At 67.9% G+C, this 22,215-nt stretch carries 20 protein-coding genes and 1 tRNA gene; 15 read left to right on the top strand and 6 right to left on the bottom strand.

Annotated elements, in window-relative coordinates; all coding sequences use genetic code 11:
• Nucleotides 1-108 precede the first annotated feature (108 nt).
• The 3 genes from LQZ87_RS12710 (at nucleotide 109) to LQZ87_RS12700 (ending at nucleotide 1,859) form a co-directional block, all read left to right on the top strand.
• Nucleotides 109-606, top strand: a complete 498-nt coding sequence (locus LQZ87_RS12710; protein ID WP_230103805.1) for an amino-acid N-acetyltransferase — start codon at nucleotides 109-111, stop codon at nucleotides 604-606.
• 13 nt (nucleotides 607-619) lie between these two features.
• Nucleotides 620-1,279, top strand: coding sequence for a hypothetical protein (locus tag LQZ87_RS12705; RefSeq protein ID WP_230103804.1), 660 nt, complete (start codon nucleotides 620-622; stop codon nucleotides 1,277-1,279).
• A gap of 178 nt (nucleotides 1,280-1,457) precedes the next feature.
• Complete coding sequence (locus LQZ87_RS12700) at nucleotides 1,458-1,859, top strand: dehydrogenase (protein WP_230103803.1); 402 nt, start codon at nucleotides 1,458-1,460, stop codon at nucleotides 1,857-1,859.
• Between the two features lie 93 nt (nucleotides 1,860-1,952).
• Here the strand turns inward: LQZ87_RS12700 and radA are convergent, their stop codons facing one another.
• Nucleotides 1,953-3,329 carry a DNA repair protein RadA gene (radA, locus tag LQZ87_RS12695; RefSeq protein ID WP_230103802.1) on the bottom strand — a complete coding sequence of 459 codons (1,377 nt, stop codon included), beginning with the start codon at nucleotides 3,327-3,329 and terminating at the stop codon, nucleotides 1,953-1,955.
• A gap of 100 nt (nucleotides 3,330-3,429) precedes the next feature.
• Here radA and LQZ87_RS12690 point away from each other — a divergent pair, with 100 nt between their 5' ends.
• The 5 genes from LQZ87_RS12690 to cydC are packed head-to-tail and all read left to right on the top strand — an operon-like array spanning nucleotide 3,430 to nucleotide 9,887.
• Nucleotides 3,430-4,083 (top strand): ArsR family transcriptional regulator, encoded by a 654-nt coding sequence (locus LQZ87_RS12690; protein ID WP_230103801.1) that lies wholly within the window; start codon nucleotides 3,430-3,432, stop codon nucleotides 4,081-4,083.
• Between the two features lie 27 nt (nucleotides 4,084-4,110).
• Nucleotides 4,111-5,526 carry a cytochrome ubiquinol oxidase subunit I gene (locus LQZ87_RS12685; protein WP_230103800.1) on the top strand — a complete coding sequence of 472 codons (1,416 nt, stop codon included), beginning with the start codon at nucleotides 4,111-4,113 and terminating at the stop codon, nucleotides 5,524-5,526.
• Nucleotides 5,527-5,555: 29 nt separating this feature from the next.
• Nucleotides 5,556-6,581: a cytochrome d ubiquinol oxidase subunit II gene (gene cydB / locus LQZ87_RS12680; RefSeq protein ID WP_230103851.1), complete on the top strand. Its 1,026-nt coding sequence runs from the start codon at nucleotides 5,556-5,558 to the stop codon at nucleotides 6,579-6,581.
• The gene (cydD, locus tag LQZ87_RS12675) at nucleotides 6,578-8,224 is read left to right on the top strand and encodes a thiol reductant ABC exporter subunit CydD (protein WP_230103799.1); all 1,647 of its coding nucleotides are present in this window, start codon (nucleotides 6,578-6,580) and stop codon (nucleotides 8,222-8,224) included. Before cydB ends, cydD begins: the two co-directional genes overlap by 4 nt.
• Before the next feature lie 4 nt (nucleotides 8,225-8,228).
• Nucleotides 8,229-9,887, top strand: a complete 1,659-nt coding sequence (cydC, locus tag LQZ87_RS12670; protein ID WP_230103798.1) for a thiol reductant ABC exporter subunit CydC — start codon at nucleotides 8,229-8,231, stop codon at nucleotides 9,885-9,887.
• A gap of 27 nt (nucleotides 9,888-9,914) precedes the next feature.
• On the opposite strand, the gene LQZ87_RS12665 is transcribed toward cydC, so the two are convergent.
• Together LQZ87_RS12665 and LQZ87_RS12660 are read right to left on the bottom strand one after the other, a co-directional pair.
• Nucleotides 9,915-10,409 (bottom strand): hypothetical protein, encoded by a 495-nt coding sequence (locus LQZ87_RS12665; RefSeq protein ID WP_230103797.1) that lies wholly within the window; start codon nucleotides 10,407-10,409, stop codon nucleotides 9,915-9,917.
• 20 nt (nucleotides 10,410-10,429) lie between these two features.
• Entirely contained in the window at nucleotides 10,430-11,203 is a 774-nt protein-coding gene (locus LQZ87_RS12660; protein ID WP_230103796.1) for an aspartyl/asparaginyl beta-hydroxylase domain-containing protein, read from the bottom strand.
• A 101-nt stretch (nucleotides 11,204-11,304) separates the two neighbouring features.
• Between LQZ87_RS12660 and LQZ87_RS12655 the strand changes: the two genes are divergently transcribed.
• The 3 genes from LQZ87_RS12655 to LQZ87_RS12645 all read left to right on the top strand — a co-directional run bounded on the left by LQZ87_RS12655 (nucleotide 11,305) and on the right by LQZ87_RS12645 (nucleotide 13,029).
• On the top strand, nucleotides 11,305-12,351 hold the full coding sequence (locus LQZ87_RS12655) for a hypothetical protein (protein ID WP_230103795.1): 1,047 nt from the start codon (nucleotides 11,305-11,307) through the stop codon (nucleotides 12,349-12,351).
• 57 nt (nucleotides 12,352-12,408) lie between these two features.
• Nucleotides 12,409-12,498: transfer RNA gene (locus LQZ87_RS12650), tRNA-Ser, on the top strand.
• A gap of 123 nt (nucleotides 12,499-12,621) precedes the next feature.
• Nucleotides 12,622-13,029 (top strand): hypothetical protein, encoded by a 408-nt coding sequence (locus LQZ87_RS12645; protein ID WP_230103794.1) that lies wholly within the window; start codon nucleotides 12,622-12,624, stop codon nucleotides 13,027-13,029.
• A 97-nt stretch (nucleotides 13,030-13,126) separates the two neighbouring features.
• Here the strand turns inward: LQZ87_RS12645 and LQZ87_RS12640 are convergent, their stop codons facing one another.
• From LQZ87_RS12640 to LQZ87_RS12630, 3 genes are all read right to left on the bottom strand, one after another.
• Nucleotides 13,127-13,660: a hypothetical protein gene (locus LQZ87_RS12640; protein ID WP_230103793.1), complete on the bottom strand. Its 534-nt coding sequence runs from the start codon at nucleotides 13,658-13,660 to the stop codon at nucleotides 13,127-13,129.
• Nucleotides 13,661-13,725: 65 nt separating this feature from the next.
• The gene (locus tag LQZ87_RS12635; protein ID WP_230103792.1) at nucleotides 13,726-15,039 is read right to left on the bottom strand and encodes a VCBS repeat domain-containing M23 family metallopeptidase; all 1,314 of its coding nucleotides are present in this window, start codon (nucleotides 15,037-15,039) and stop codon (nucleotides 13,726-13,728) included.
• 210 nt (nucleotides 15,040-15,249) lie between these two features.
• A complete protein-coding gene (locus LQZ87_RS12630) occupies nucleotides 15,250-16,668 on the bottom strand; it encodes an NtaA/DmoA family FMN-dependent monooxygenase (protein ID WP_230103791.1) in 1,419 nt (472 codons plus the stop codon).
• A gap of 249 nt (nucleotides 16,669-16,917) precedes the next feature.
• Between LQZ87_RS12630 and LQZ87_RS12625 the strand changes: the two genes are divergently transcribed.
• From LQZ87_RS12625 to LQZ87_RS12610, 4 genes are read left to right on the top strand one after another with little or no spacing between them, the layout of a single operon-like run.
• Nucleotides 16,918-18,564 carry an ABC transporter substrate-binding protein gene (locus LQZ87_RS12625; RefSeq protein WP_230103790.1) on the top strand — a complete coding sequence of 549 codons (1,647 nt, stop codon included), beginning with the start codon at nucleotides 16,918-16,920 and terminating at the stop codon, nucleotides 18,562-18,564.
• 1 nt (nucleotide 18,565) lies between these two features.
• Nucleotides 18,566-19,615 (top strand): ABC transporter permease, encoded by a 1,050-nt coding sequence (locus LQZ87_RS12620; protein ID WP_230103789.1) that lies wholly within the window; start codon nucleotides 18,566-18,568, stop codon nucleotides 19,613-19,615.
• Nucleotides 19,612-20,460, top strand: coding sequence for an ABC transporter permease (locus LQZ87_RS12615; protein WP_230103788.1), 849 nt, complete (start codon nucleotides 19,612-19,614; stop codon nucleotides 20,458-20,460). Before LQZ87_RS12620 ends, LQZ87_RS12615 begins: the two co-directional genes overlap by 4 nt.
• Before the next feature lies 1 nt (nucleotide 20,461).
• Nucleotides 20,462-22,183 (top strand): ABC transporter ATP-binding protein, encoded by a 1,722-nt coding sequence (locus LQZ87_RS12610; protein ID WP_230103787.1) that lies wholly within the window; start codon nucleotides 20,462-20,464, stop codon nucleotides 22,181-22,183.
• The last annotated feature ends 32 nt before the right edge of the window (nucleotides 22,184-22,215 follow it).

Below are 22,215 nucleotides of genomic sequence, written 5' to 3'. Positions count from 1 at the left end.
ACGCCGCGGATTCCCGCTGTCACACGGCGCGTCGTTCCTGGCATCCGAAGCTGTGCTCCATCGACGCGGCGCACAGGGTCTCGCGGCGGCGAGTTCTAGGCTTGAGGGGTGAGCTACACCGTCCGCCCAGCGCGCAGCGCCGACATCCTCGGCATCCATCACCTGCTGTCGCCCCTGGTCGAGCGACGCATCCTGCTCGGCAAGGACCTGGCGGTGCTCTACGGCGCCGTACAGGAGTTCGTCGTCGCCGAGAAGGACGGTCAGCTCATCGGATGCGGCGCACTGCACGTCATGTGGGAGGACCTCGGCGAGATCCGCACGCTCATCGTGCGCGACGACTGGCTGCGACACGGCGTCGGCCGCGCGATCGTCGAGGCTCTCGAGTCTCGCGCCGACGAGCTGGGGCTGACAAGGCTGTTCTGCCTGACGTTCGAGGTGGACTTCTTCACCAGGCGAGGCTTCTCGCAGATCGGCGAGCAGGTCGTCGACCCCGACGTCTACTCGCAGTTGCTACGCAGCCCCGATGAGGGCGTTGCCGAGTTCCTCGATCTCGCCCACGTGAAGCCGAACACGCTCGGCAACACCCGGATGCTGAAGAATCTGTGATGGTGCAGAGCACATGACCCCGAGCAAAGCCGTCTACCGGCGCAGACGACTCTTCTTCTTCAGCGGGATCCTGTTGCTGCTCGTGGCGATCGCCGTCGCCGTATGGCTCATCATCGCCCAGCCATGGGCAGACGCCGCGAGCGGCGACCCTGATCCGGCCAAGACGCCGTCGGCGAGTCCGACTGCCTCCGACTCCGAGACCCCGGCACCGACGGCTACCACTGACACGCCCGGCCCCGAGCCCACTGAAACCGCGGCGGGGACGGCCCCTTGTCGCTCGGCCGACGTCGTGATCGAAGCGGTCACCGACGCGGAGAGCTACCAAGCGGGCACGAACCCCAGACTCTCGATCTCGCTGAAGAACAGCAGCTCGGCCGACTGCACGATCGATGTCGGCTCCGCGACGCAGGTGTTCACGGTTTCCAGCGGTGACGACGTGTGGTGGCGTTCGACTGACTGCCAGGAGAATCCGAGCAGCATGGTCGTGACGCTGAAAGCGGGCCAGGAGGCCACGAGCGCTGAGCCGATCACCTGGGATCGCACCCGCTCCAGCACCTCCACCTGCGAAGAGAAGAACCGGCCGCGAGCCCCCGGTGGCGGAGCTTCGTATCACGTTGCGGTGTCGATTGGCGGGTTCGATGCCGTGAATACGCGACAGATCCTGCTCTACTGATCCATCTGGGTTAGGATTGATCGACTCTCGGCATACATCGGCGAAGACCATCCCCAGTGGCGTCGTATTCAGCGTCCCCAGCGCTTCGACATTTCGCGGATCGAGAGTCCGAGGGCCCTTTCGAGTCGTCCAATCCCCAATGGATGGCCCGAAAGGGCCCCACTTTATGCTTGAAGACATGGCAGCGAAGAAGTCCCCCAAGCCCCGTCCAGAGGAATTCCGCTCTGAAGCGCTCGCTCAGGCGCTCGAGAAGCAGGACGTAGCGGCGGTCGCACTGGCACTGCGCCACGGCAACACCGTCGTCCCGCTGCTGCGCGCCGGTGTCCGGGACAACCCGCTCGACGGGGGCGAGGTCTGGACGTTCCGCGACCCGAACACGGGGGACGTCGCCCTGCTGCTGTTCAGCGACGCGAAGAACAAGCCGACGAATCTGCCACCGGGCGTCGGGATCTACTCGCCGGAGTGGCTGCGGCAGTTCCTCACCCAGCACGGTGAGACGATCACGACCGTGTTCCTCGACATCGCAGGCCCCCACCCGATGCAGGCGTCGCCCGATGACCTGCTGAAGGCGTTGGGGTAGCGGGTTCGACTCGCTGCGCTCGCTCAACCCGTTTCATCTGCGCGGCCGTCGGCCGCTCCGCTCAACGTCCGGCGGCGGGGAAGCCGTGCGCACTCAGAACGGGGGGATGGCATCCTCGTGACGACGAGGCGCGGCGGGCGCTGACCGGGGGATGCGCATCCGCACTGCGTCCAGAGCATCCGCCAGCTTCTCGGAGCGTTCGTCGACGACGCGTGTGTAGCCGAGCCTCGCCGCTTCACTGCGACGCTGAGCCGCCTGCGTCACTGGCCGGATCTCGCCCGCGAGCGACAGCTCGCCCACCGCGGCGGTGGTGCGCGGCACCGACACCCCGGTGATGGCACCGGCCACGGCGATCGCGATCGCCAGGTCTGCGGCCGGCTCGGTGAAGCGCACCCCGCCCACCGTCGAGACGTAGACGTCGAGCTTGGACGTGGCGATGCGTCCCCGCTTCTCGAGGATCGCCAGCACCATCGCGACACGCGCAGAATCCAGCCCCGACACCACGCGACGCGGATTCGGCGCCGAGGTCTCGACGGTCAGGGCCTGCACCTCGACGGGCATTGCTCTGCGCCCCTCCATCGCGATGGCCACGCACGTGCCCGGCTCGGTGGAACCATGGCCGAGGAACAGCCCCGACGGGTCGGGAACCTCGGCGATGCCGTCGCCGGTCATCTCGAAGCATCCGACCTCATCCGTGGGCCCGAACCTGTTCTTCAGCGCGCGAATGAACCGCAGTGCCGTCTGTCGATCGCCCTCGAAATGGCACACGACGTCGACGAGGTGCTCGAGGATGCGAGGGCCGGCCACCTGCCCGTCCTTCGTCACGTGACCGACGATGATGATCGGCAGATGCCGTTCCTTCGCCACGCGGATGAGGGTCGCAGCCACCTCGCGCACCTGGCTCGGCTGGCCGGCCGCGCCGTCGGACAGCGAGGACGACACGGTCTGCACCGAGTCGACGATCACCAGCTGCGGCTTCACCTCATCGATGTGCCCGAGGATCGTCGCCAGGTCTGTCTCGCTCGCCAGATACAGTTCGTCGTGCAGCGCACCGGTGCGCTCAGCCCGCAGTCGCACCTGTGCCTGGGATTCCTCCGCGCTCGCATAGAGAACCCGCCGCCCGCCACGGGCCGCTTGAGCGGCCACCTCGAGGAGCAGAGTCGACTTGCCGACGCCGGGCTCGCCGCTGAGCAGGATCGCTGCGCCGGGCACGATGCCGCCACCGAGAACTCGATCGAACTCGCCGACACCGCTCGATCGGCGCGGCGTGTCCGTGGTCGTCACCTGCGTGATCGGCCGGGCGGCTCGATCGAGGCCTGGTGCGACGGCGCTCACACGCGGCACGACGGTCGATGCCTCCTCGACGGTTCCCCACTGCTGGCACTCGCCGCAGCGGCCGACCCACTTCGACGTCGTCCACCCGCATTCGGAGCATTTGAACGGGGCGGGAGCCGGACGACGAGTTGCCATGTAGCAAGGCTATCGACGGGATCCGACATCCCTATCACCGAAAGGCATTATTCACGGCCCCGAAAACCACAGCTGACCAGGAGGTAGCAATAATCGAAGTATGGCTACCGCCCGGCCCGCATGCGGCCCGATCTCGACCTACTCCCGGGTGCAGATCCTGCACCTGGTGCAGTCGCGATCCCGCCGCACGATCGGCGAACTGTGCGAGGCGACCGGTCTCCATCAGAACACGATCCGCGAGCACCTGCAGCGCCTCGTCGAAGGCGGCTACGTCATCGTCGAGACCGAGCACCGCACCACGCGCGGACGGCCCCGCACGCTGTACAGCGCGGCCACCGGCACCCCCGAGGCATCCAGTCCCGTCGCCCGCGACAAGGTGACGGCCGCGGCTCGCCGCGGCGACCTCATGCGTCGTGCGCTGCCGGCCACGGCATCCGATCTCGGCCGGCAGGCCACCTATCAGCTCGACGCCCTCGTCGAGCACCTCGAAGAAAGCGGATTCGAGCCCGTCATCGACGACCGGAAGCTCACGATCGACCTCACGCCGTGCCCGCATGCCGCGGCCCGGCCCGAGGACCGCCCTGTGCTGTGCCGGGTGCATCTCGGTCTCATGCAAGGGGTGCTCACGCAGGCGGGCGGCCCACTCGCCGCCGGCTTCGTGCGCGACCCCGCGCTGCCTGAGGAGTGCACTGTGCAGTTGACGAGCACCGTGCAGTTGACGAGCACTGTACAGCTGAGGGACACCGCGGCCTGATCGCCGTCTGAGAGAGGGAGTCATCTGATGGAGTGGCTGGATCCGCTTGCATTGGCCAGGTGGCAGTTCGGTCTGACGACCGTTTACCACTACCTGTTCGTGCCGCTGACGATCGGCATGGCGCTCGCGGCGGCGATCTTCCAGACCGCGTGGGTGCGCACGGCGAAGATCCACTACCTGCACCTGACGCGCTTCTTCGGCAAGATCTTCCTCATCAACTTCGCCATGGGCGTCGTGACCGGCATCGTGCAGGAGTTCCAGTTCGGCATGAACTGGTCGGACTACTCCCGATTCGTCGGCGACGTCTTCGGTGCCCCGCTCGCCTTCGAGGGTCTGTTCGCGTTCTTCTTCGAGGCGACGTTCATCGGCGTGTGGATCTTCGGCTGGGACAAGCTGCCGAAGAAGCTGCACCTGATGAGCATCTGGTTCGTCGCGATCGGCAGCATCCTGTCGGCGTACTTCATCATCGCCGCCAACGCGTTCATGCAGAACCCGGTCGGCTACGAGTACAACCCGGTCACGAACCGCGCCGAGCTCGTCGACTTCTGGGCGCTGCTGACGAACCCTGTGGCGCTCGCCGCGTTCCCGCACACGATCTTCGGCGCGCTCATGTTCGCGGCAGGGGTCATCATCTCGGTCTCCGCCTGGCACATCTACCGCGGGCAGCACCTCGACACCATGCGCGTCTCGCTGAAGTTCGGCCTGTGGGGCATGCTCGTCTCCACCGCCGGCGTCGCCCTCACCGGTGACCAGCTGGGGCTGGCCATGTACGCCGCGCAGCCGATGAAGATGGCCGCGGCGGAGGCGACGTTCAACACCGTCTGCGGCGCCGATGCGTCCTTCAGCCTGTTCACGCTCGGCACACCGGACGGCTCGTCCGAGCTGTTCTCGATCCGCGTCCCCTACCTGCTGTCGCTGCTGTCGACGCACACGCTCGACGCCTGCGTGCACGGCATCAACGACCTGAACGCCGAATACGCCACGACATACGCAGATCTCGGGATCGACAACTTCGCACCGGTGCTGTGGATCACGTACTGGGCGTTCCGCTGGATGATCGGGCTGGGCATGCTGCACGCTTTCATCGCCCTCGTCGGTCTGTGGGTCACGCGCAAGGGCGCGAAGCGGCCGGTGGCGAAGTGGATGTGGAAGATCGCGATCTGGTCGTTCCCCCTCGCTCTGCTCGCGAACATCGTCGGATGGGTCTTCACCGAGATGGGGCGCCAGCCGTGGCTGGTGTTCGGCCTCATGTCGACCCGCGACGGCGTCTCGCCCGGCACCTCGGGGCTCGAGGTCCTCATCTCGCTGATCTCGTTCACCGTGATCTACGCCGCCCTCGCCGTGGTCGAGGTCCGGCTGATCGTGAAGGCCGCGCAGAAGGGGCCCGACACCGACGAGAAGCCCGCAGACGAGACGGCCCAGCTGCCGTCGGTCGTGTACTGAGAAAGGCGAACACCATGGATCTCGCAACACTGGATCTCCCAACCCTGTGGTTCGGAATCATCGCCTTCCTGTTCGTCGGCTACTTCGTGCTCGACGGCTTCGACTTCGGCGTCGGCATGTCGCTGCCGTTCCTCGGCGGCGTCGGCAAGAACCGCGACGATGTGACACGGCGGCAGATCATCAACACGATCGGCCCTGTGTGGGACCTCAACGAGACATGGCTCATCGTCGCCGGCGCCTGCCTGTTCGCGTCGTTCCCCGAGTGGTACGCCTCGCTGTTCAGCGGCTTCTACCTCGCACTCCTGATCATCCTGCTCACGCTCATCATGCGCGGCGTCTCGTTCGAGTACCGCCACCAGGGCAAGTCGGAGAAGTGGAAGGCCGGCTTCGACCGCATGATCGTGATCGGCTCAGCCGCGCCGGCGTTCCTCTGGGGTGTCGCCTTCGCCAACATCGTCCAGGGCGTCGCACTGGACGAGCGCCACGTCTTCATCGGCACCGTGTTCGACCTGTTCAACGGCTACGGGGTGCTCGGCGGACTCACGACGCTGCTCCTCTTCTTCACGCACGGCGCCACGTTCATCGCGCTCAAGACCGACGGGCAGTTGCGGTCGGATGCCCGTCGCCTCGCCTTCCGCGCCGGAGTCGTGACCCTCGTGGTCGCGGCCGTCTTCCTCGTCTGGACGGTCGTCGCGCACTTCTCGATCGCCGTCCTCGTGCTCGCCGTGCTCGCCGCGGTGTCGCTGGTGCTGTCCATCGGGGCGAACCTCCGAGGTCGCGAGGGCTGGGCGTTCACGTTCGGCGCGGCCACGACGCTGTTCGCCGTGGTCACGCTGTTCGCCGCGCTGTTCCCGAACGTGCTGCCGTCGACGATCGATCCGGCGTTCAGCCTCACGATCGCGAACGCCTCGAGCACGCAGTACACGCTGACGATCATGTCGTGGACGGCGCTGGTCGCTCTGCCGCTGGTCATGCTCTATCAGGGGTGGACGTACTGGATCTTCCGCAAACGCGTCACCCGTGCCTCGATCGAGGGGGCGCCGGTCCACGCGTGAAACCCGTCGACCCGCGCCTTCTGAAGTACGCCGGCGCCGCGCGAGGATTCTTCGTTCTCGCAGCGGCGATCGGTGTTCTGCAGACGGCGGTCGTGATCGCGTTCGCCTGGTTCCTGACGGATGCCGTGTCCGGCGCGCTCGCGGGGCGCTCTGTGGTCCTTTCGCTGGTGTGGATGCTGGCACTCGCGCTGCTGCGCGGCGCGCTCATCGCGGCATCCGATTTCGCGGGGATGCGAGCGGCGGCTGCGACGGGGACGCAACTGCGTCGGGCGCTGATCCTCGCTGTCCGGCGGCTCGGCCCCGGATGGCTCGCATCGCGCAACCAGGCATCCCTCGCGGTGACCGCGGGGCACGGACTCGAGGCGCTCGATCAGTACTTCGCGAAGTACCTGCCCCAGTTGGTGCTCACGGTGATCGCGACGCCCGTGATCGTCATCGTCATGTGGTGGCAGGACTGGCCGAGCGGACTGACCGCGGTCATAACCCTGCCGCTGATCCCGATCTTCATGATCCTCATCGGCATGGCCACGCGCACCGTGCAGCGCAAGCAATGGCAGACGCTGCAGCATCTGGCCGCACGTTTCGCCGACACCGTGCAGGGGCTGGCGACGCTGCGGCTGTTCGGGCGCGAGCGTCGCGCCGCGACACAGATCGAGGCGACCGCTGATCAGTACCGGCGCGAGACGATGAAGGTGCTGCGGTTCTCATTCCTGTCGGGCTTCGCGATGGAGTTGCTCTCGTCGCTCGCCGTCGCGCTGATCGCGGTGGCGGTGGGGTTCCGGCTGCTTGCGGGGGACATGTCGCTCGAGGTCGGGCTGTTCGTGCTGCTGCTGGCGCCCGAGGCGTTCTTGCCGATCCGTCAGGTCGGAGTGCAGTTCCACGCCGCGTCAGAAGGTGTAGCGGCGACGGAGGACGTTTTCGGCGTGCTGGATGAGGCGACAGCTGCACGGGCCACCCCGCACAACTCCGGAGTTTTTCCTCAGAACGTTGTTTTCTCGGGTCACGGTCGCTCGCCCGAGGCAGTTTCTCCTGAGTTATGCGTCGAGAACCTCCGCGTCCGCGACCTCCCTCCGGTCTCGTTCACGGCCGAGCCCGGCACCATCACCCTGATCGAGGGTCCGAGCGGCTCCGGAAAGTCCAGCGTCATCGCCGCACTCCGCGGCGCCGCGCCCTTCGACGGAACCGCGACGCTCGGCGACACCGATATCGGCCGGCTCACCCTCGACTGGCTCGCCTGGGCCGGCCAGGCTCCTGGCCTGATCCGCGGCACGATCGCGGCGAACGTCTCACTCGGCGCCGAGGCAGACGCCGCCGGCATCCGCCGCGCATTGGATGCCGCGTGCGCCGAGGACCTCGACCCGGAGCATGAGCTCGGCGTTCAGGGGAGCGGACTCTCCGGCGGTCAGGCGCAGCGGGTCGCCGTCGCCCGCGCCCTGTACCGCCATTCCCAAGATCCGCGGCGCGTGCTCGTGCTCGACGAGCCGTCGAGCGCGCTGGATGCCGGCACCGAGGCGCGCCTGTGGGCGACGCTGCGTCAGCGGGCGGATGCCGGAGCCACGATCCTGCTGGTCTCGCACCGTCGCACGGCACGCGAGATCGCCGACGAGATCGTCTCTCTTTCGACAGATTCAGGGACGGGGTGAGCGCGTGAACGTCCAGTCCACCCGCGTCCGAGACATCCTGCGCCTCGCGCAGCCGCCGCTGCGGCGGTTCCTCCCCGGGCTCATCTGGGGTGTGTTCTCGGCGACCGCCGCCGTCTCACTGCTCGCAGTCAGCGGCTGGCTGATCGTCAGCGCCTCGATCGTCGACTCGCTCGTTCCGCTGTCGGTCGCGGTGGTCGGCGTCCGGTTCTTCGCTGTGTCACGGGCGGTGTTCCGCTATCTCGAGCGCCTGTCCGGGCACGACGCCGCGCTGCGCCAGCTCGCGACGACCCGCTCCGACATGGTGCGCCGGCTCATCCCGCTCTCGCCGGCAGGCCTCGGCCGCACCGACCGCGGAGCGGTGCTGTCGGCCCTGGTCGATGATGTCGAGAATCTGCAGAATCTTCCGCTGCGGGTGGTTCAGCCCCTCGCCGTCGCGGGTGTCGTCGCGGTGGGAGCCATCGTGTTCGTCGGCATCATCTCGCCGCCGGCCGCTCTCTCCCTTGCCATCTGCCTGATCGTCGCCGCCGCTTTGGCGATCGGGCTCGGGTGGGTGTTCGGCGCTCGCGCCGAAGCTCGGGTCTCGCACGACAGGGCCGAACTCTCGGCATCCCTCGTCGACTACTTCGGCAGCCTCGACGTCCTGCTCGCGTACGGCGCCGAGCCGGCGGCACGCGAGCGCATCGAGCGTGCCGATACCGCGGTCCGCCGCACCGTGACGCGAGCCTCGGTCTCACAGGCGATCGCTGCCGGCGTCGTCTCCGTGCTCGCGGGAGTCGCGTCGGCGTGGGCGGTGGCGGCGGCATCCCCAGGACTGGACACGGGCGCGATCGACGGCCCATGGCTCGCTGTGGTCGTACTCGTGCCGATGGTCGTGTTCGAGGTCTTCGGCGCCGTGCCGGTCGCCGCGGCGTCCTGGCGGAGCGTTCGCGCCAGTGCGCAGCGGGTCGTCGACGTGCTGCCCGCATCTGTTCCCGACGAACTCCGACCGGATGACGGCGCCGAAGAGGCGCCGTCCGGCACGGCCCTGCACCTGCGCGACGTGCGTGCGACGTGGCCCGGCGGCGCGCCCGCGCTGCGCGACGTCACGCTGGATGTCGCACCGGGGGAGCGCGTGCTCGTCTCCGGCCCCAGCGGCGCAGGCAAGAGCTCACTCGCTTCGGTGCTCGTCGGATTCCTCCGAAGCGAAGGGGAGTTCACGATCGGCGGGACGGATGCTGCGACCCTCAGCGGCCCGGCGCTCCGGCGCACGATCGGGCTGTGCGAGCAGCATCCGCAGCTCTTCGACGAGGACATCCGGCAGAACCTGCTGTTCGCGCGCGACACGGCGAGCGACGACGAGTTGATGGCCGTGCTCGAACGCGTGGGCCTCGGCGGATGGGTGCGCGAACGCGGCGGGCTCGACGCCCGAGTGGGTGACCGCGGGGCCCTGGTCTCCGGCGGTCAGGCGCAGCGCATAGCGCTGGCGAGGGCGCTGCTGCGGGGCTTCCCGGTGCTCGTGCTCGACGAGCCGACGGCCGGCGTCGACCCCGAGGCGTCCGACGCGCTGCTGCGCGATCTGCTGGGTGCCGCGGGAGAGCAGTCGGTGCTGCTCATCTCGCACGTCGCGCCGCCGGAGGGGACGGTCGACCGCGTCGTCCGGATCGAGGCGGGGCGCACGGTCTGAGCGGACGCGCGTCCGCCAGGTGGTTCGTTACTCCGTTCCGCCCTCGTTCTCCCCGCGGATGAGCCTCTGGATCTGCTCCTCCGGCAGCGGCTGGACGGATGCTGATGACAGCTCGACGTCGGGATCGGACGGCGACCCGCCGATCGTACAGACGGATTCCGCGTCGTAGCCGTTGGTCTTGGCCGGCACGAGCACCAGCCATTCGGGCGTCACGGTGCGCTTCTCGATGCGCGCCCCGGCGGGCTCGAATACGACATCGGTGTCGTATGCCGACGTGGTCACGTCGATACAGATCTGCACCAGTTCATCCGTGGTGAATGCCGCCGGCGGAGCGGAGGGCTGCGTGGACGTCATGGGTGTCGGCGTGGACGTGCGGCCGGTGGTCGCCGTCGGAGTCGGTGTCGAGGTGGTCTGCTCCGCGGTCGGCGTCGGCGAGGGCTCCGGTGCGCACCCCGCGAGCGATCCGCCGACGAGAAGCAGCAGAGCGGCAGGGACGAGGGCGACGGTTCGGATGCGGGTCATGGCCTCATCGTAGGGGAGCCCTAGTACAGCTCGACCGGCGGCTCCATCACGATGCCCTGCGCCTCGAAGGCGCGGCGGCGCTCCTCGATGCGGCGATGCTGCTCGACCTGCGCCTCATCGATCAGTGCTGGGTCGAGCGGAACGCTCTCGACGTGCGGCGTTCCGCCGCCTGCGGCGATGTACGCATCGAGTTCGGGCCCTGATGTCAGCGAGGTGATCAGCGAGTATCGCGGCGTGCTGCCGCGGTGCCAGACCGCATGCCAGAAGCGCTGCGTGTCGACGACCATGCGGGTGCCGGCGGGAAGGGCGAGCCGCTGTTCGGTCGCCGGGTCGAAGCGGTCTTCGCGGAGGATGAGCAGCGAGTCCGAGTCGTCGGTGAGGTTGACGTACGAACGGACCACCCAGCCGGTGCCTTCGTCGTTGAGGCGGTTGTTGTCGTCCTGGTGGAGGTTGTAGACCGCGTCGGCGTACGTGTTCGGCTGCAGCTCGATCACACGGCAGCGGCCGACGTTCGCGCCCGGCTCCTGAGCGAGCCTGGTCAGCGTCGGGGCCTTCTCGACCTGCGAGGGGATCCAGATGCCGTCCTTGTCGGTGCGCGGGGGAGTCTGATTCCAGAAGCCGTTGCACTCGATCTCGCCGGCGTAACTCGCCAGCGGGGCGAAACGGGTGACGCCGGACGACCGCCATCCGATGTATTCGAGCTCGCGCCATTCGGCCGGATCGATCGGGCGCTCGAGAGGGGACAGGACGACGTAGCCGGTCTCTGCCAGCGCAGCCGACGTGATGAAGCTCATGGGAACAACCTCCGTAAGGTCATCCTAACCAGCGCGGTGGTCCGTGACGGGATGTGTCGCCGGGGATATTCAGCTGCGGGTCGCGTGGCTACTCTGGGCGCATGACTCAGCCGCAGGGTGCCCTCCTCGTGGGCAGTGTGAACTATGACGACGCCGAGACGACGATCCGCACCGCCGCCTCTCTTCTGCGCGGCCACCTGAAGCGGATCCCCGACGGCGAGGTGGGCAAGCGGTTCCATTGGATCATGTTCCAACCCGATGTGCTGGGGCAGGCGGACGGCATCGAACGGGTGGGTGATGAGCCGATCCCGTTCCCGGCCGGCCTGGATGCGCGCCCCCTTCGCATCGGCGACGGGGTGGATGCGGCATCCATCACGCTTCCGCCGCTGGGCTACGCGGATGCCGCGATCGAGTCGTACCGGGTGTTCACGCGGCTCCGTGACGAGGGAGCGGTGCCCGCGAGCATCCGTTTCCAGGTGTCGCTGCCGACGCCGGTCGCGATCATCTCGTCGTTCTTCTCGGGTGACGATCGTGCCGCGATCGAGCCCGTGTACACCACCGCGCTGGTCGACGAGCTCGCGCGGATCCTGGACGCGATCCCCCATGAGGATCTGGCCATCCAGTGGGATGTCGCCAGCGAGCTGGGCATTGTCGAGCGGGCGCCGGGATACGGCGCGGTGATGGGTGCCTGGTGGGAGGGCGACCCCTTCGACGGACTCGTCGCTCGTCTGGTGTCGCTGGTCGACGCGGTGCCGAGCGATGTCGAGGACGGCATCCATCTCTGTTACGGCGATGCCGGGGAGAAGCACTTCGTCGAACCGCGGGATGCCGCGACCCTCGTGCGCTTCGCGAACGCCGTGATCGCGGGGGCGTCGCGGTCGCTGTCGTGGCTGCACCTGCCGGTGCCGATCGAGCGGGATGACGCGGCGTACTTCGCGGCGCTGGCTTCCCTGACGCCCGTTGCCGAGCTGTATCTCGGGCTCGTGCATCGGGAGGACGGCGCCGAGGGCGCGCAGCGGCGGATCGCCGCGGCATCCGCCGTCGTGCCATCCTTCGGCGTCGCCACGGAATGCGGCATCGGACGCGCGCCGGATGGAACGACGGAGGGCATCCTCCGCACCCACGCCGAGGTTGCCGCGGCCTGGTGACTCGGGCGGGCGCCTCTCGATTCGCGCGAGCGGCCGGCGTCGCGTAAACTCTTCCGCGGTGACGTGTCCGAGCGGCCGAAGGTGCAACACTCGAAATGTTGTGTAGGTTCACCCCTACCGTGGGTTCAAATCCCACCGTCACCGCCATGGAAACCCCCGAGAGATCGGGGGTTTTTCCGTATTCGATGACCCGAACAACTACCCTGTCTGAGGTGGACGATGGAGGGTGGACAACGTGATCCTTGAGTCGCCACGAGCCGGAGCGCCGAAATGATGCAGGGCTCGCAGACCGTTCAGGTCGCACGTGAGGGCATCCATCGCGAGGCGACGGTGTCGTGGAGTCACGCGTACCCCGTCTGGACGGTCACGATCCGCTCGGACGGGTTCGGGACGATGCAGGTGAGCGCTGACGACGCGTTCGAAGCGCTGTGTCTCATCCGGGAGGAGCTGGAGCCGCTGGGATGGCACATCGGGGTCGCCGGTGCGCTCCCGAACGTATGGCCGAGCGGCATGGCTCGCGATCAGGGCGGTGGGCTGCGGGCCTATCGCCTGACTCCCCAAGGCGCAGGGGATCTCGTCGACACATTCGCACCGATCGATCCGGGCATGACGGTGACCATCGCGGAACAGCGCGCTCAGGCCGACAGGTTCTTCGAGAGGCCTCATGGACGTTCGTGAAACCGGGCCGCACCTCAGCGAGATGATCGTCGTGCACCTGGCGAACTACGTCACCTGCCTCGTGAGGTGAGTCTGAGGGGCGAGAATCTCGCCCCGGTCAGTGCCTGCTGTTCTCAGCGGTCGCGGAATCCTCGTGCTCGGCATCCGGGTCCACGCGCCGACGCGGCCTTCGTCTTGTTTCCGGTCCGCGTGTCTCGCGTGCGCCGAATCGCCAGCCGAGGACGACGGCTGGGCATGCGGATGCAGCCATGATCGCAGCGATCGGCCACCACCCTGCCGGGTCTCCCAGACCATCACCCGTCAGCCACACGGCGAGCGCCGTGGTGAGCACGCCGACGACGAGCCCGAACAATCCGAAGATCAGCTCGTGCACCCATCGGCGGCGCTCGCCGCGCAGCGCGCGTCCGATCAGGTATGCCAGCGGCGAGCCGATGAGGAGGGCGCCGAACGACCACGGGAGCGTGAGCGACAGGACTACGACGCCGTAGCCGCCCATGGTGAGGAGCAGGCAGAGCTGATGGACGACGATGAACCACAACCACGAGGCGATCGCTCCGCGAAAGAATTCAGCACGAGAGAAGGCCATCGGCTCCTCATCGGTCCTCGGTGTCGCCTTCGCTTCCGTTCCCACGCCCCGACGGTATCAGTGCTCTCCGTCCCAGCTGAGGGAGATCAGGCCACAGGATGCCTCTGCCGTCACTCCAGTTGCGAATATCCGCCCCAGCCGGAGCCGATGAGGGTGTTGGCCTTGAGCCTGCCCGTTCCGTCTCCTGGATACAGGTAGAGGTTGCCCGCCGCGTTGCGCGCGACGATGTCGACGTGCTTGTCTCCGTTGTAGTCGACGCCGCCGGTGAATGCGGTGAACGAACCCCAGCCTGCTCCGACGGCTACCCGCGCGCTGAAGCGACCTCCGAGACCGCGGTAGAAGTAGAGCGTGCCGTCCTTCGACACTGCCATGATGTCGCCGATGCCGTCGCCGTTGAAATCGCCGCCGGCGATGAACTTCATGGTGTCCCACCCGCTGCCGACGGTGATGCGCGGCCCGGAGAGCGTTCCGCTGCCGTCGCCGCTGTAGATGGTGAGAACGCCGCTCGCCGATACGCCGAGCACATCCTGAAGGCCGTCGCCGGAGTAGTCCGCGCCCGACGCCACGTGCAGCATGTCGTACCACCCGAGTTCGAGGCGGTCGTACCGGTCGAAGCCGCCGCCGGCGCCTCCGGCGTAGTACTCGAGCAGGCCGTCGCTGCGCACAGCGAGCATGTCGGCCCTGCCGTCGGCGTTCAGATCGGTGTGCGTCAGATGGCGGTAGAGACCCCACCCGCTGGTGATGACCGAGGCAGGAAGCAAACCCCCGCTGCCGTTGCCGGCTAGGAGCTGGAGATCGCTGTCGCCGGCGATGCCGAGCAGGTCGGCCTTGCCGTCACCGTTGAAGTCGGCCGAGGACACCGGCGAGATCGGCACAGTGCGTAGACCCGGGAACACCAGGGGAAGAGGCTTGCCGCGCGTGACGGTGGACAGGCAGACGAACCCGTTATTGACCGCGGTGTACACGGATCCGTTCCGCCACACCTCGAAGTGCAGGTGGGCGCCCGTCGAGTTGCCGGTGCTCCCGACGACTCCGATCTGCTGGCCGCGCACCACGCGCACACCCGGGGCGACCGTCCCTTGCGAGACCATGTGCGCGTACCGCGTGACGTATCCGCCGATGTGCTGGACGTCGACGTAGTAGCCGTAGCCGCTGCTGTACGCGCGCGTCTTGATGACGCCGTCGTACGCGGCGAGGATGGGCGTGCCGCCCTGACCCGAGATGTCGATGCCGTCATGAGCTGGTCTGCTCGTGCCGCGGCATCCGTCCCCCACCCTGGACTGGATGGTCCCGGATGCCGGGTAGACCATCTGCCCGTCCGTCGCCGCCGACGCCGGAACCGCCGTCGTGAGCGAGGGGATGATCCCGATGAGGACGGCCACCGTCGCGAGCATGGCGAGGCCCGTGAAACGCCAACGGGGCATCCGCTTCATCTCGAGTGTCCTCCGCCTCGGCCGGCCCCGGCGGGCGCAACAGTATCGAAGGTCACCGTATCAGCGCCTCGACGTTCCGGGCGGACGGCTCAACGCGAGATGCTGTATCGATACGGTCGGTTCTCCGCGCTCAGAACCGACGCAACTGATACGGCATCCTCAACGACGGCATCCTCAGCGACGGCAAGCCCGCGGCGCGCGTCACCGAGCGGCGGATGCCGGAGCCGAGACGAGCTCCTCCTCCGCCGTCAGCCCACGGCCACCGCGGAACCGCGCGGCCGGATGCGACTCCGCGACCCGCGGCCCTGCCCCGTGCACGCGCTCGCGCAGCGTCTCGCCGGGCGTGTACGCCTCGCGCAGTCGTCCGCGCCGCCGCAGTTCGGGCACCGCGTGCTCGATGAAATCCTTCGCGGTGTCGTACGAGTGGTACTGCACAAGATTGATGCCGTCGATGTCGTGATCGTCGAGCCAGCTCTCGATCTCGTCGGCGACCTCAGTCGCCGAACCCACAGCCATGAACGGTTTGCGGTGGAAGCCCTTCATGTTCTTCAAGAAGTCCGCGATCGTCACATCCTGCGGCAGGAACGCCGCCTGCACGTCGTCACCCCGGCCCTCCCTTCGCAACGCCTCGCCGATCGTGATGTCGCTGTCGTGGGCGGTCGGGTCGAACGGCAGGCTCGCATGCGCGAGGACGCCGTCGATGCTGGCGTACTCCTCGTACTCTGCCAGTTTCCGCTCGGCCTCGGCTCGCGTCGCAGCCACGATGACCGTCGCACCGACGACGAACTTGATCGCATCGCGCGGCCGCCCCTGACGCTCCAGCTCGTCACGAATGCGACCGATCGTCCCGCTCACCTGCTCGAAGGACGTTCCGCCGGTGAAGATGAGCTCTGCGTGGCGGCCGGCGAACTCGATGCCGCGCGATGACTGCGTCGCCTGGATGAGGAACGGCGTCCGCTGCAGAGACGGCGACGACAGGTGCGGGCCGGCGACCGAGAACCGCGGTCCCTCGTGATCGATGTACCGGATCTTCGACGGATCCGCATAGACGCCTCGCTCGCGATCCTCGATCACGGCGTCGTCATCCCACGACCCCTCCCACAGCTTGTAGAGCACGTCCAGGTACTCGTCAGCGATCTCGTAGCGGGTGTCGTGATCGACCTCTCCCGTCAGCCCGAAGTTGCGCGCGGCGTTCGGCAGGTACGAGGTGACGATGTTCCATCCGACACGACCCTTGGTGAGGTGATCGAGCGTCGACATCCGCCGGGCGAATGCGAACGGCGGCTCGTAGGTCGTCGAGAACGTGATGCCGAAGGCGAGGTTCTTCGTCACGGCCGCCATCGCCGGCACTACGAGCATCGGGTCGTTGCTGGGGATCTGCAGCCCCTCACGTATCGCCGTCTCCGGCCCGCCGCGGAACACGTCGTACGCGCCGATCACATCGGCCAGGAACACGGCGTCGAACCCGCCCGCCTCGAGCAGCTGCGCCAGCTCGGTCCAGTACTCGATGTCGTTGAACCGGGTGCGGCTGTTGCCGGGAAGCCGCCACAGGCCATGCGTGATGTGGCTGACGCAGTTCATCTCGAACAGGTTGAGGATGAGACGCTTCGGATCAGACATGGCGGGGGATGCTCCTTCCGAGCCCGCCGCATGCGAGCCGAGGTCGATACTGCCGCCCGCGCAGGCGCAGCACCCGTCTCATGACGAAATGCTCCGCGACATGACGAACTGTGACGCTTCGCGGCGTCGCATGACGCGGCCCCTTCCCACGGCGCGAAGACCTCGCCATGCTCGGTCTCGTTCCGTTGGGCAGCATCCAGCGCCCACCAGCATCTGAGACATACGGCATCCACGAAAGGCATCCGCACGATGACCACTCACCGCACCCGCAGACTCGCTCCGATCGCAGCGATCGCAGCCGCCGCGATGATGGCACTGACCGCCTGCGGCACGTCGTCGGCTGCCACCCCGGCGGCAGACGCCGAGCGGGTCGATGGCGGCACCATCGTCTACGCCCACCAGCAGGAGCCGCAGTGCCTCTTCGGCGGCTGGATCGAGCAGGCGTACATCTCGTACCAGTTCATCGACAACCTCGTCTCGCTCGATGAGGACGGCGAGGTCGTCCCGTGGCTCGCCGACAGCTGGGAGGCGTCCGCCGACGGACTCACCTACACGCTGAAGCTCAAGGACGGCGTGAAGTTCACCGACGACACCCCGGTCGATGCCGAGGCCGTCGCCTACAACTTCGACTACTGGGTCGCCGGCGGCAACAGCACGGCCGCCGTCTGGCTCGGCGGATATTACGAGTCGGCCGAGGCGCTCGACGACCTGACGGTCGCCATCCACCTGAGCAAGCCCTACACGCGTTTCCTCGAGAACCTCAGCCAGTCGTACTTCGGCATCCAGTCGCAGCACGCGCTCGAGACCAGGACAGACGAGGAGAACTGCGAGCAGCCCATCGGCTCGGGTGCTTTCAAGGTCAAGGAGTGGAACCGCGGCGAGAACGTCCTGCTCACCCGCAACGACGACTACACCTCGCCGCCGGCCAACGCCAAGCACACCGGCGCTGCATACGTCGACGCGATCGACTGGCGCTTCGTCGCCGACGGCGTGACCCGTGTCTCGGCTCTCCGCTCCGGCGAGGCCGACGCGATCTACGACGTCCCCGCCCTGGAATGGGCGGGCCTCGAGAGCGAGGAGTGGGACCTGCTCAAGTACGTCACGCCAGGCCGCCCGCAGCAGATCTCGTTCAACACGACGCGCGCGCCGTTTGACGATGAGAGCCTCCGCAAAGCCTTCATCTACAGCCTCGACCGCAAGACGATCGTCGAAACCATCGGCCACGGTGTGATCCCTTACGAGGGCAACGGCGGCGTGAGCCAGGCGACGCCGGGTTACAGCGAGAAGGCCGCGGACTTCTACGACTACGACCCGGACGAGGCGAACAGCCTGCTCGACGAGGCCGGATGGACCGACCGCGACGCCGACGGATACCGCGTCAAGGACGGCAAGACCCTCGACGTCGTCTTCCCCTACAACGCCGGAACGATCATCAACGCCGACGGCGCAGCGATCTTCCAGGCCGTGCAGGAGCAGGCGAAGGCGACCGGGTTCAAGGTGAAGCTCATCCCGGTGCCGCCGTCCGAGACCTGGGCGGGCAAGTACGCCGGCCCCGACACCTACGACATCTCGGCGGGGTACTGGACGTCGGTCAACGCCGGCATCCTCTACATCAACTGGCGTCAGAGCACCGAGGACAACCCGAACTTCTCCAACAGCGCCTTCTACAACGACCCGGAGCTGGAGCAGATCATCCTCGATGCCAACTCGACCGCTGACATCGACGAGCAGAACGCGCTCTACGAGCAGGCGCAGGAGTACATCGCCGAGCACGCCACGGCCTTCGGCCTCTACGACCGGCTCAGCACTCTCGGTGTCAGCCCGCACCTGCGGGACGTCTGGCAGGAGAACGCACAGGGAGGACCGACGTTCTATGACGCGTACTTCGTCGAGTGACGTGATTCAGAATCCGGATGCCGGGGTGGGGGCCCCGGCATCCGGTGGGGGCGCCGCGGCGGTTCCGGGCAAACCGGCACGGGATGCCGCCACCGCCGCCCGCCGCCGGTCTCAACAGGCCCGGCGCATCGTCTCCCGCCTGATCGGAGCGGTGGTGGTGCTCTGGGGTGCGGCGACCGCCGCCTTCCTCGCCCAGGTCGCCCTCCCCGGGGACAGGGCCACGGCGATCCTCAACATCCGCACCGGTCAGGCGCAGGAGCGTACGCCGGACGAGCTGGCCCCGATCATCGAGGCCTATGGGCTCCACGACCCGGTCCTCGTGCAGTACCTGCACTACATCACCGGTCTTCTGCGAGGCGACCTGGGGACGTCGTACCAGCAGTTCCGGCCGGTATGGGACCTGATCGGCGAGCAGCTGGGGGCGACGTTCGTCCTCAGCCTGGTCGCGATCGCGCTGGCCTGGGTGATCATGGTCGTCTGGGTCACCCTCACCGCCGGACGCAGCCGCCGAGTGAGCGCATTCGGGTCGATCGCCGACACGGTCGCCGCAGCTCTCCCGCCGTACTGGCTCGGCATTCTGCTGCTGCTCGTCTTCGCCCTGAACCTGCGCTGGTTCCCTGTGATGGGCGGCACCGGCATCATCGGCATCGTTCTGCCGGCGCTCACGCTGGCCATTCCGCTCGCGGGCTTCATGGGGCAGTCCGTGCGCGCCGAGTACGAGCGGGCGCTCGAGCAGCCGTTCGTGCTGAGCGCGCGGATGCGCGGCATGGGCGACCTGCAGATCCGGCTTCGGCACGTACTGCGCCACGCATCGCTGCCGGCGGTGACGCTGACCGGCTGGGCGATCGGAGCGACGATCTCGGGCGCCGTGATCGTCGAGCAGATCTACTCCCGGCCGGGAATAGGGAAGACCCTGGTCTCCGCGGTAGGGGCGCAGGACCTTCCTGTCGTCACCGGAATCGTGATCATGGTCGCGCTGGCGTACGTACTGGCGAACCTGCTCGTCGACGTCGTCTACACGCTGATCGACCCGCGATTGGAGAAGTCATGACCGACACCGCACCGGTTCTGACCACGACGGCCACCGAGCGCCGTCGGGTCGACCCCGGCCTCGTCGTCGCGATCGTGCTGACCGCGTTCTTCGCGCTCGCCGCCATCGTCCCTTCGCTGCTGGCAACCGCCGAGCCCACGGCGCAGAGCTTCGCCGACGCCCTGCGGCCGCCATCGTTCGACCACTGGTTCGGAACGGACGAGTCCGGCCGCGATCTGTACAGCCGGGTGATCTTCGGCACCAGGGAGTCGCTGCTGATCGGCATCGGCGCCGCGGGGATCGCTCTGGTCGTGGCGCTCGTCCTCGGTTCGCTGGCAGCGCTCGGCGACCGGTTCACCTCGGCGATCGTCAACCGCGGCATCGAGGTCGTCTTCGCCTTCCCCATCCTGCTGCTCGCGCTGCTGCTCGTGTCGATCCTGGGAGCCTCGGCCTGGACCCAGGTCATCGCGGTCGGCGTCAGTACAGCGCCGGGGTACGCGCGCATGGTGCGAGGTCAGATCCTCGCCGCCAAGAACGCCGGATACGTCGAAGCTGCGCGGGCCCTCGGGCACAGTCGTCGCCGCATCCTCGCCAGGCATGTGCTGCCGAACGCCGTCCGCCCCCTGGTGGCGGTGTTCACGATGGCCGTCGGGCAGTCGATCGTCTGGGCATCCGGTCTCGCGTTCCTCGGCCTCGGTGTCGCACCGCCGTCGTCGGAGTGGGGCGCCCTGCTCGACGCCGGACGCGCATACATCCTGCAGGCGCCGTGGCTCACCTTCGTCCCCGGACTCGTGATCCTCGTCCTCGCGCTGACGGCCACGTCGCTCGGAAAGCACATCCAGAACAGCCTCGAGAAGGGCGAATGACATGAGCACGCAACTGGTCGAGACTCCCATCGTCGTCGAGACCGCGACTCCGCGCCTGAGCGTGCGCGATCTGCGGGTCGGATTCGCCAAGGGCGGTCAGACGCGCCAGGTCGTGCACGGGGTCACGTTCGACCTCGGACCGGGGCGCTGCGTCGCGATCGTCGGGGAGTCCGGATCGGGCAAGAGCGTCACCGCGCGCACGCTCGTGGGGCTGACGGGCGCGGATGCCGTCGTGGAGGCGGCTTCGATCATGCTCGGCGATGCCGATCTGACCGCTCAGACCGACCGCACCTGGCGCGGCATCCGGGGCCGGCGAATCGGATTCGTCCAGCAGGACGCCCTCGTCTCTCTCGATCCGCTCCGCCCGGTGGGTGCGGAGATCGGCGAGGCGCTGCGCCTGCACGGCTGGAACGATCGCGTCGCCCGCAGACGCAAGGTGGTCGAGCTGCTCGCGAGCGTCGATGTCCCGAACCCCGAGCTTCGTGCCAGCCAGCGGCCTGGAGAGCTCTCCGGCGGCCTGCGCCAGCGGGCGCTGATCGCGTCGGCGCTGGCACTCGACCCGGAGGTCATCATCGCGGACGAGCCGACCACCGCGCTCGACGTCACAGTGCAGGCCCAGGTGCTCTCGCTGCTGCACGACGCGAAGGTGCGCGGCACCTCGATCATCCTGATCAGCCACGATCTGTCCGTGGTCGCCAACCTCGCCGACGACATCCTCGTGATGCGCGGTGGCGAGGTCGTCGAGCAGGGGGATGCCGCGGCCGTCCTGGCCTCTCCTCAGCATCCGTACACGCAGAGCCTGGTCGATGCGGTGCCCGGCGGGCACACCCGAGGGGAGCGCCTCGCGCCGCAGGCCAGCACAGTGCCGAACCTGCACCTCGCCCGCTCGCACAGCGCCGATCAAGGCGCTTTCGATCAAGGCGCAGTCGATCACGGCGCAGGCGGGCGCGGCGAGCCCGTGCTCGTGGCGCGCGATCTCGTGAAGAACTTCGTCACGCCGGATGGTCGGCTCACCCGTGCGGTCGATCAGGTCTCGTTCACCCTGCACCGAGGAGAGACCCTGGGGATCGTGGGGGAGTCCGGGTCGGGCAAGAGCACGACCGCGCGCATCGCGCTCGCCCTCGAGACGGCGGATGCCGGTGAGGTCGCGCTGCTCGGACAGCCGTGGTCGGCGATATCAGAGCCGCGGCGCCGGGCGCTGCGGCCGCGCATCGGCGTCGTCTACCAGGACCCGCTGAGCTCATTCGACCCTCGCTGGAACGTCGAGCGGATCCTGCTCGACGCGATCCCGGCCGATCTCGGACTGAATCGGGCTCAGCGGGTGCAGCGGGTGCGTGACCTGCTGGCGCAGGTGGCGCTTCCCGCTGTCGTCGCCGAGAGGTTCCCGTTGCGGCTGTCAGGCGGTCAGCGCCAGCGCATCGCGATCGCGCGGGCGCTCGCCACGTCGCCCGAGATCCTCGTCCTCGACGAGGCCGTCTCCGCACTGGACGTCTCCGTGCAGGCCCAGATCCTCGACCTGCTGGTCGACCGGCAGGACGAGTACGGCCTCAGCTACCTCTTCATCTCGCACGACCTCGGAGTCATCCACCACATGAGCGACCGGGTGCTGGTGATGAAGGACGGCGTCGTGGTCGAAGAGGGGGAGTCCGACCAGATCTTCCACGCACCCGCGCACCCGTACACCCAGGAGCTGGTCGCGTCGCTGGCGAGATTGGAGGGCTGATCTCTTCTCCAGCGCAGAAGATCGCGTGAATT

The organism is Microbacterium sp. Bi121 (genome assembly GCF_918698005.1).
GTDB lineage: Bacteria > Actinomycetota > Actinomycetes > Actinomycetales > Microbacteriaceae > Microbacterium.
The sequence above is the reverse complement of the archived record's forward strand: the minus strand, read 5'-3'. Positions and strand labels throughout refer to the sequence as shown.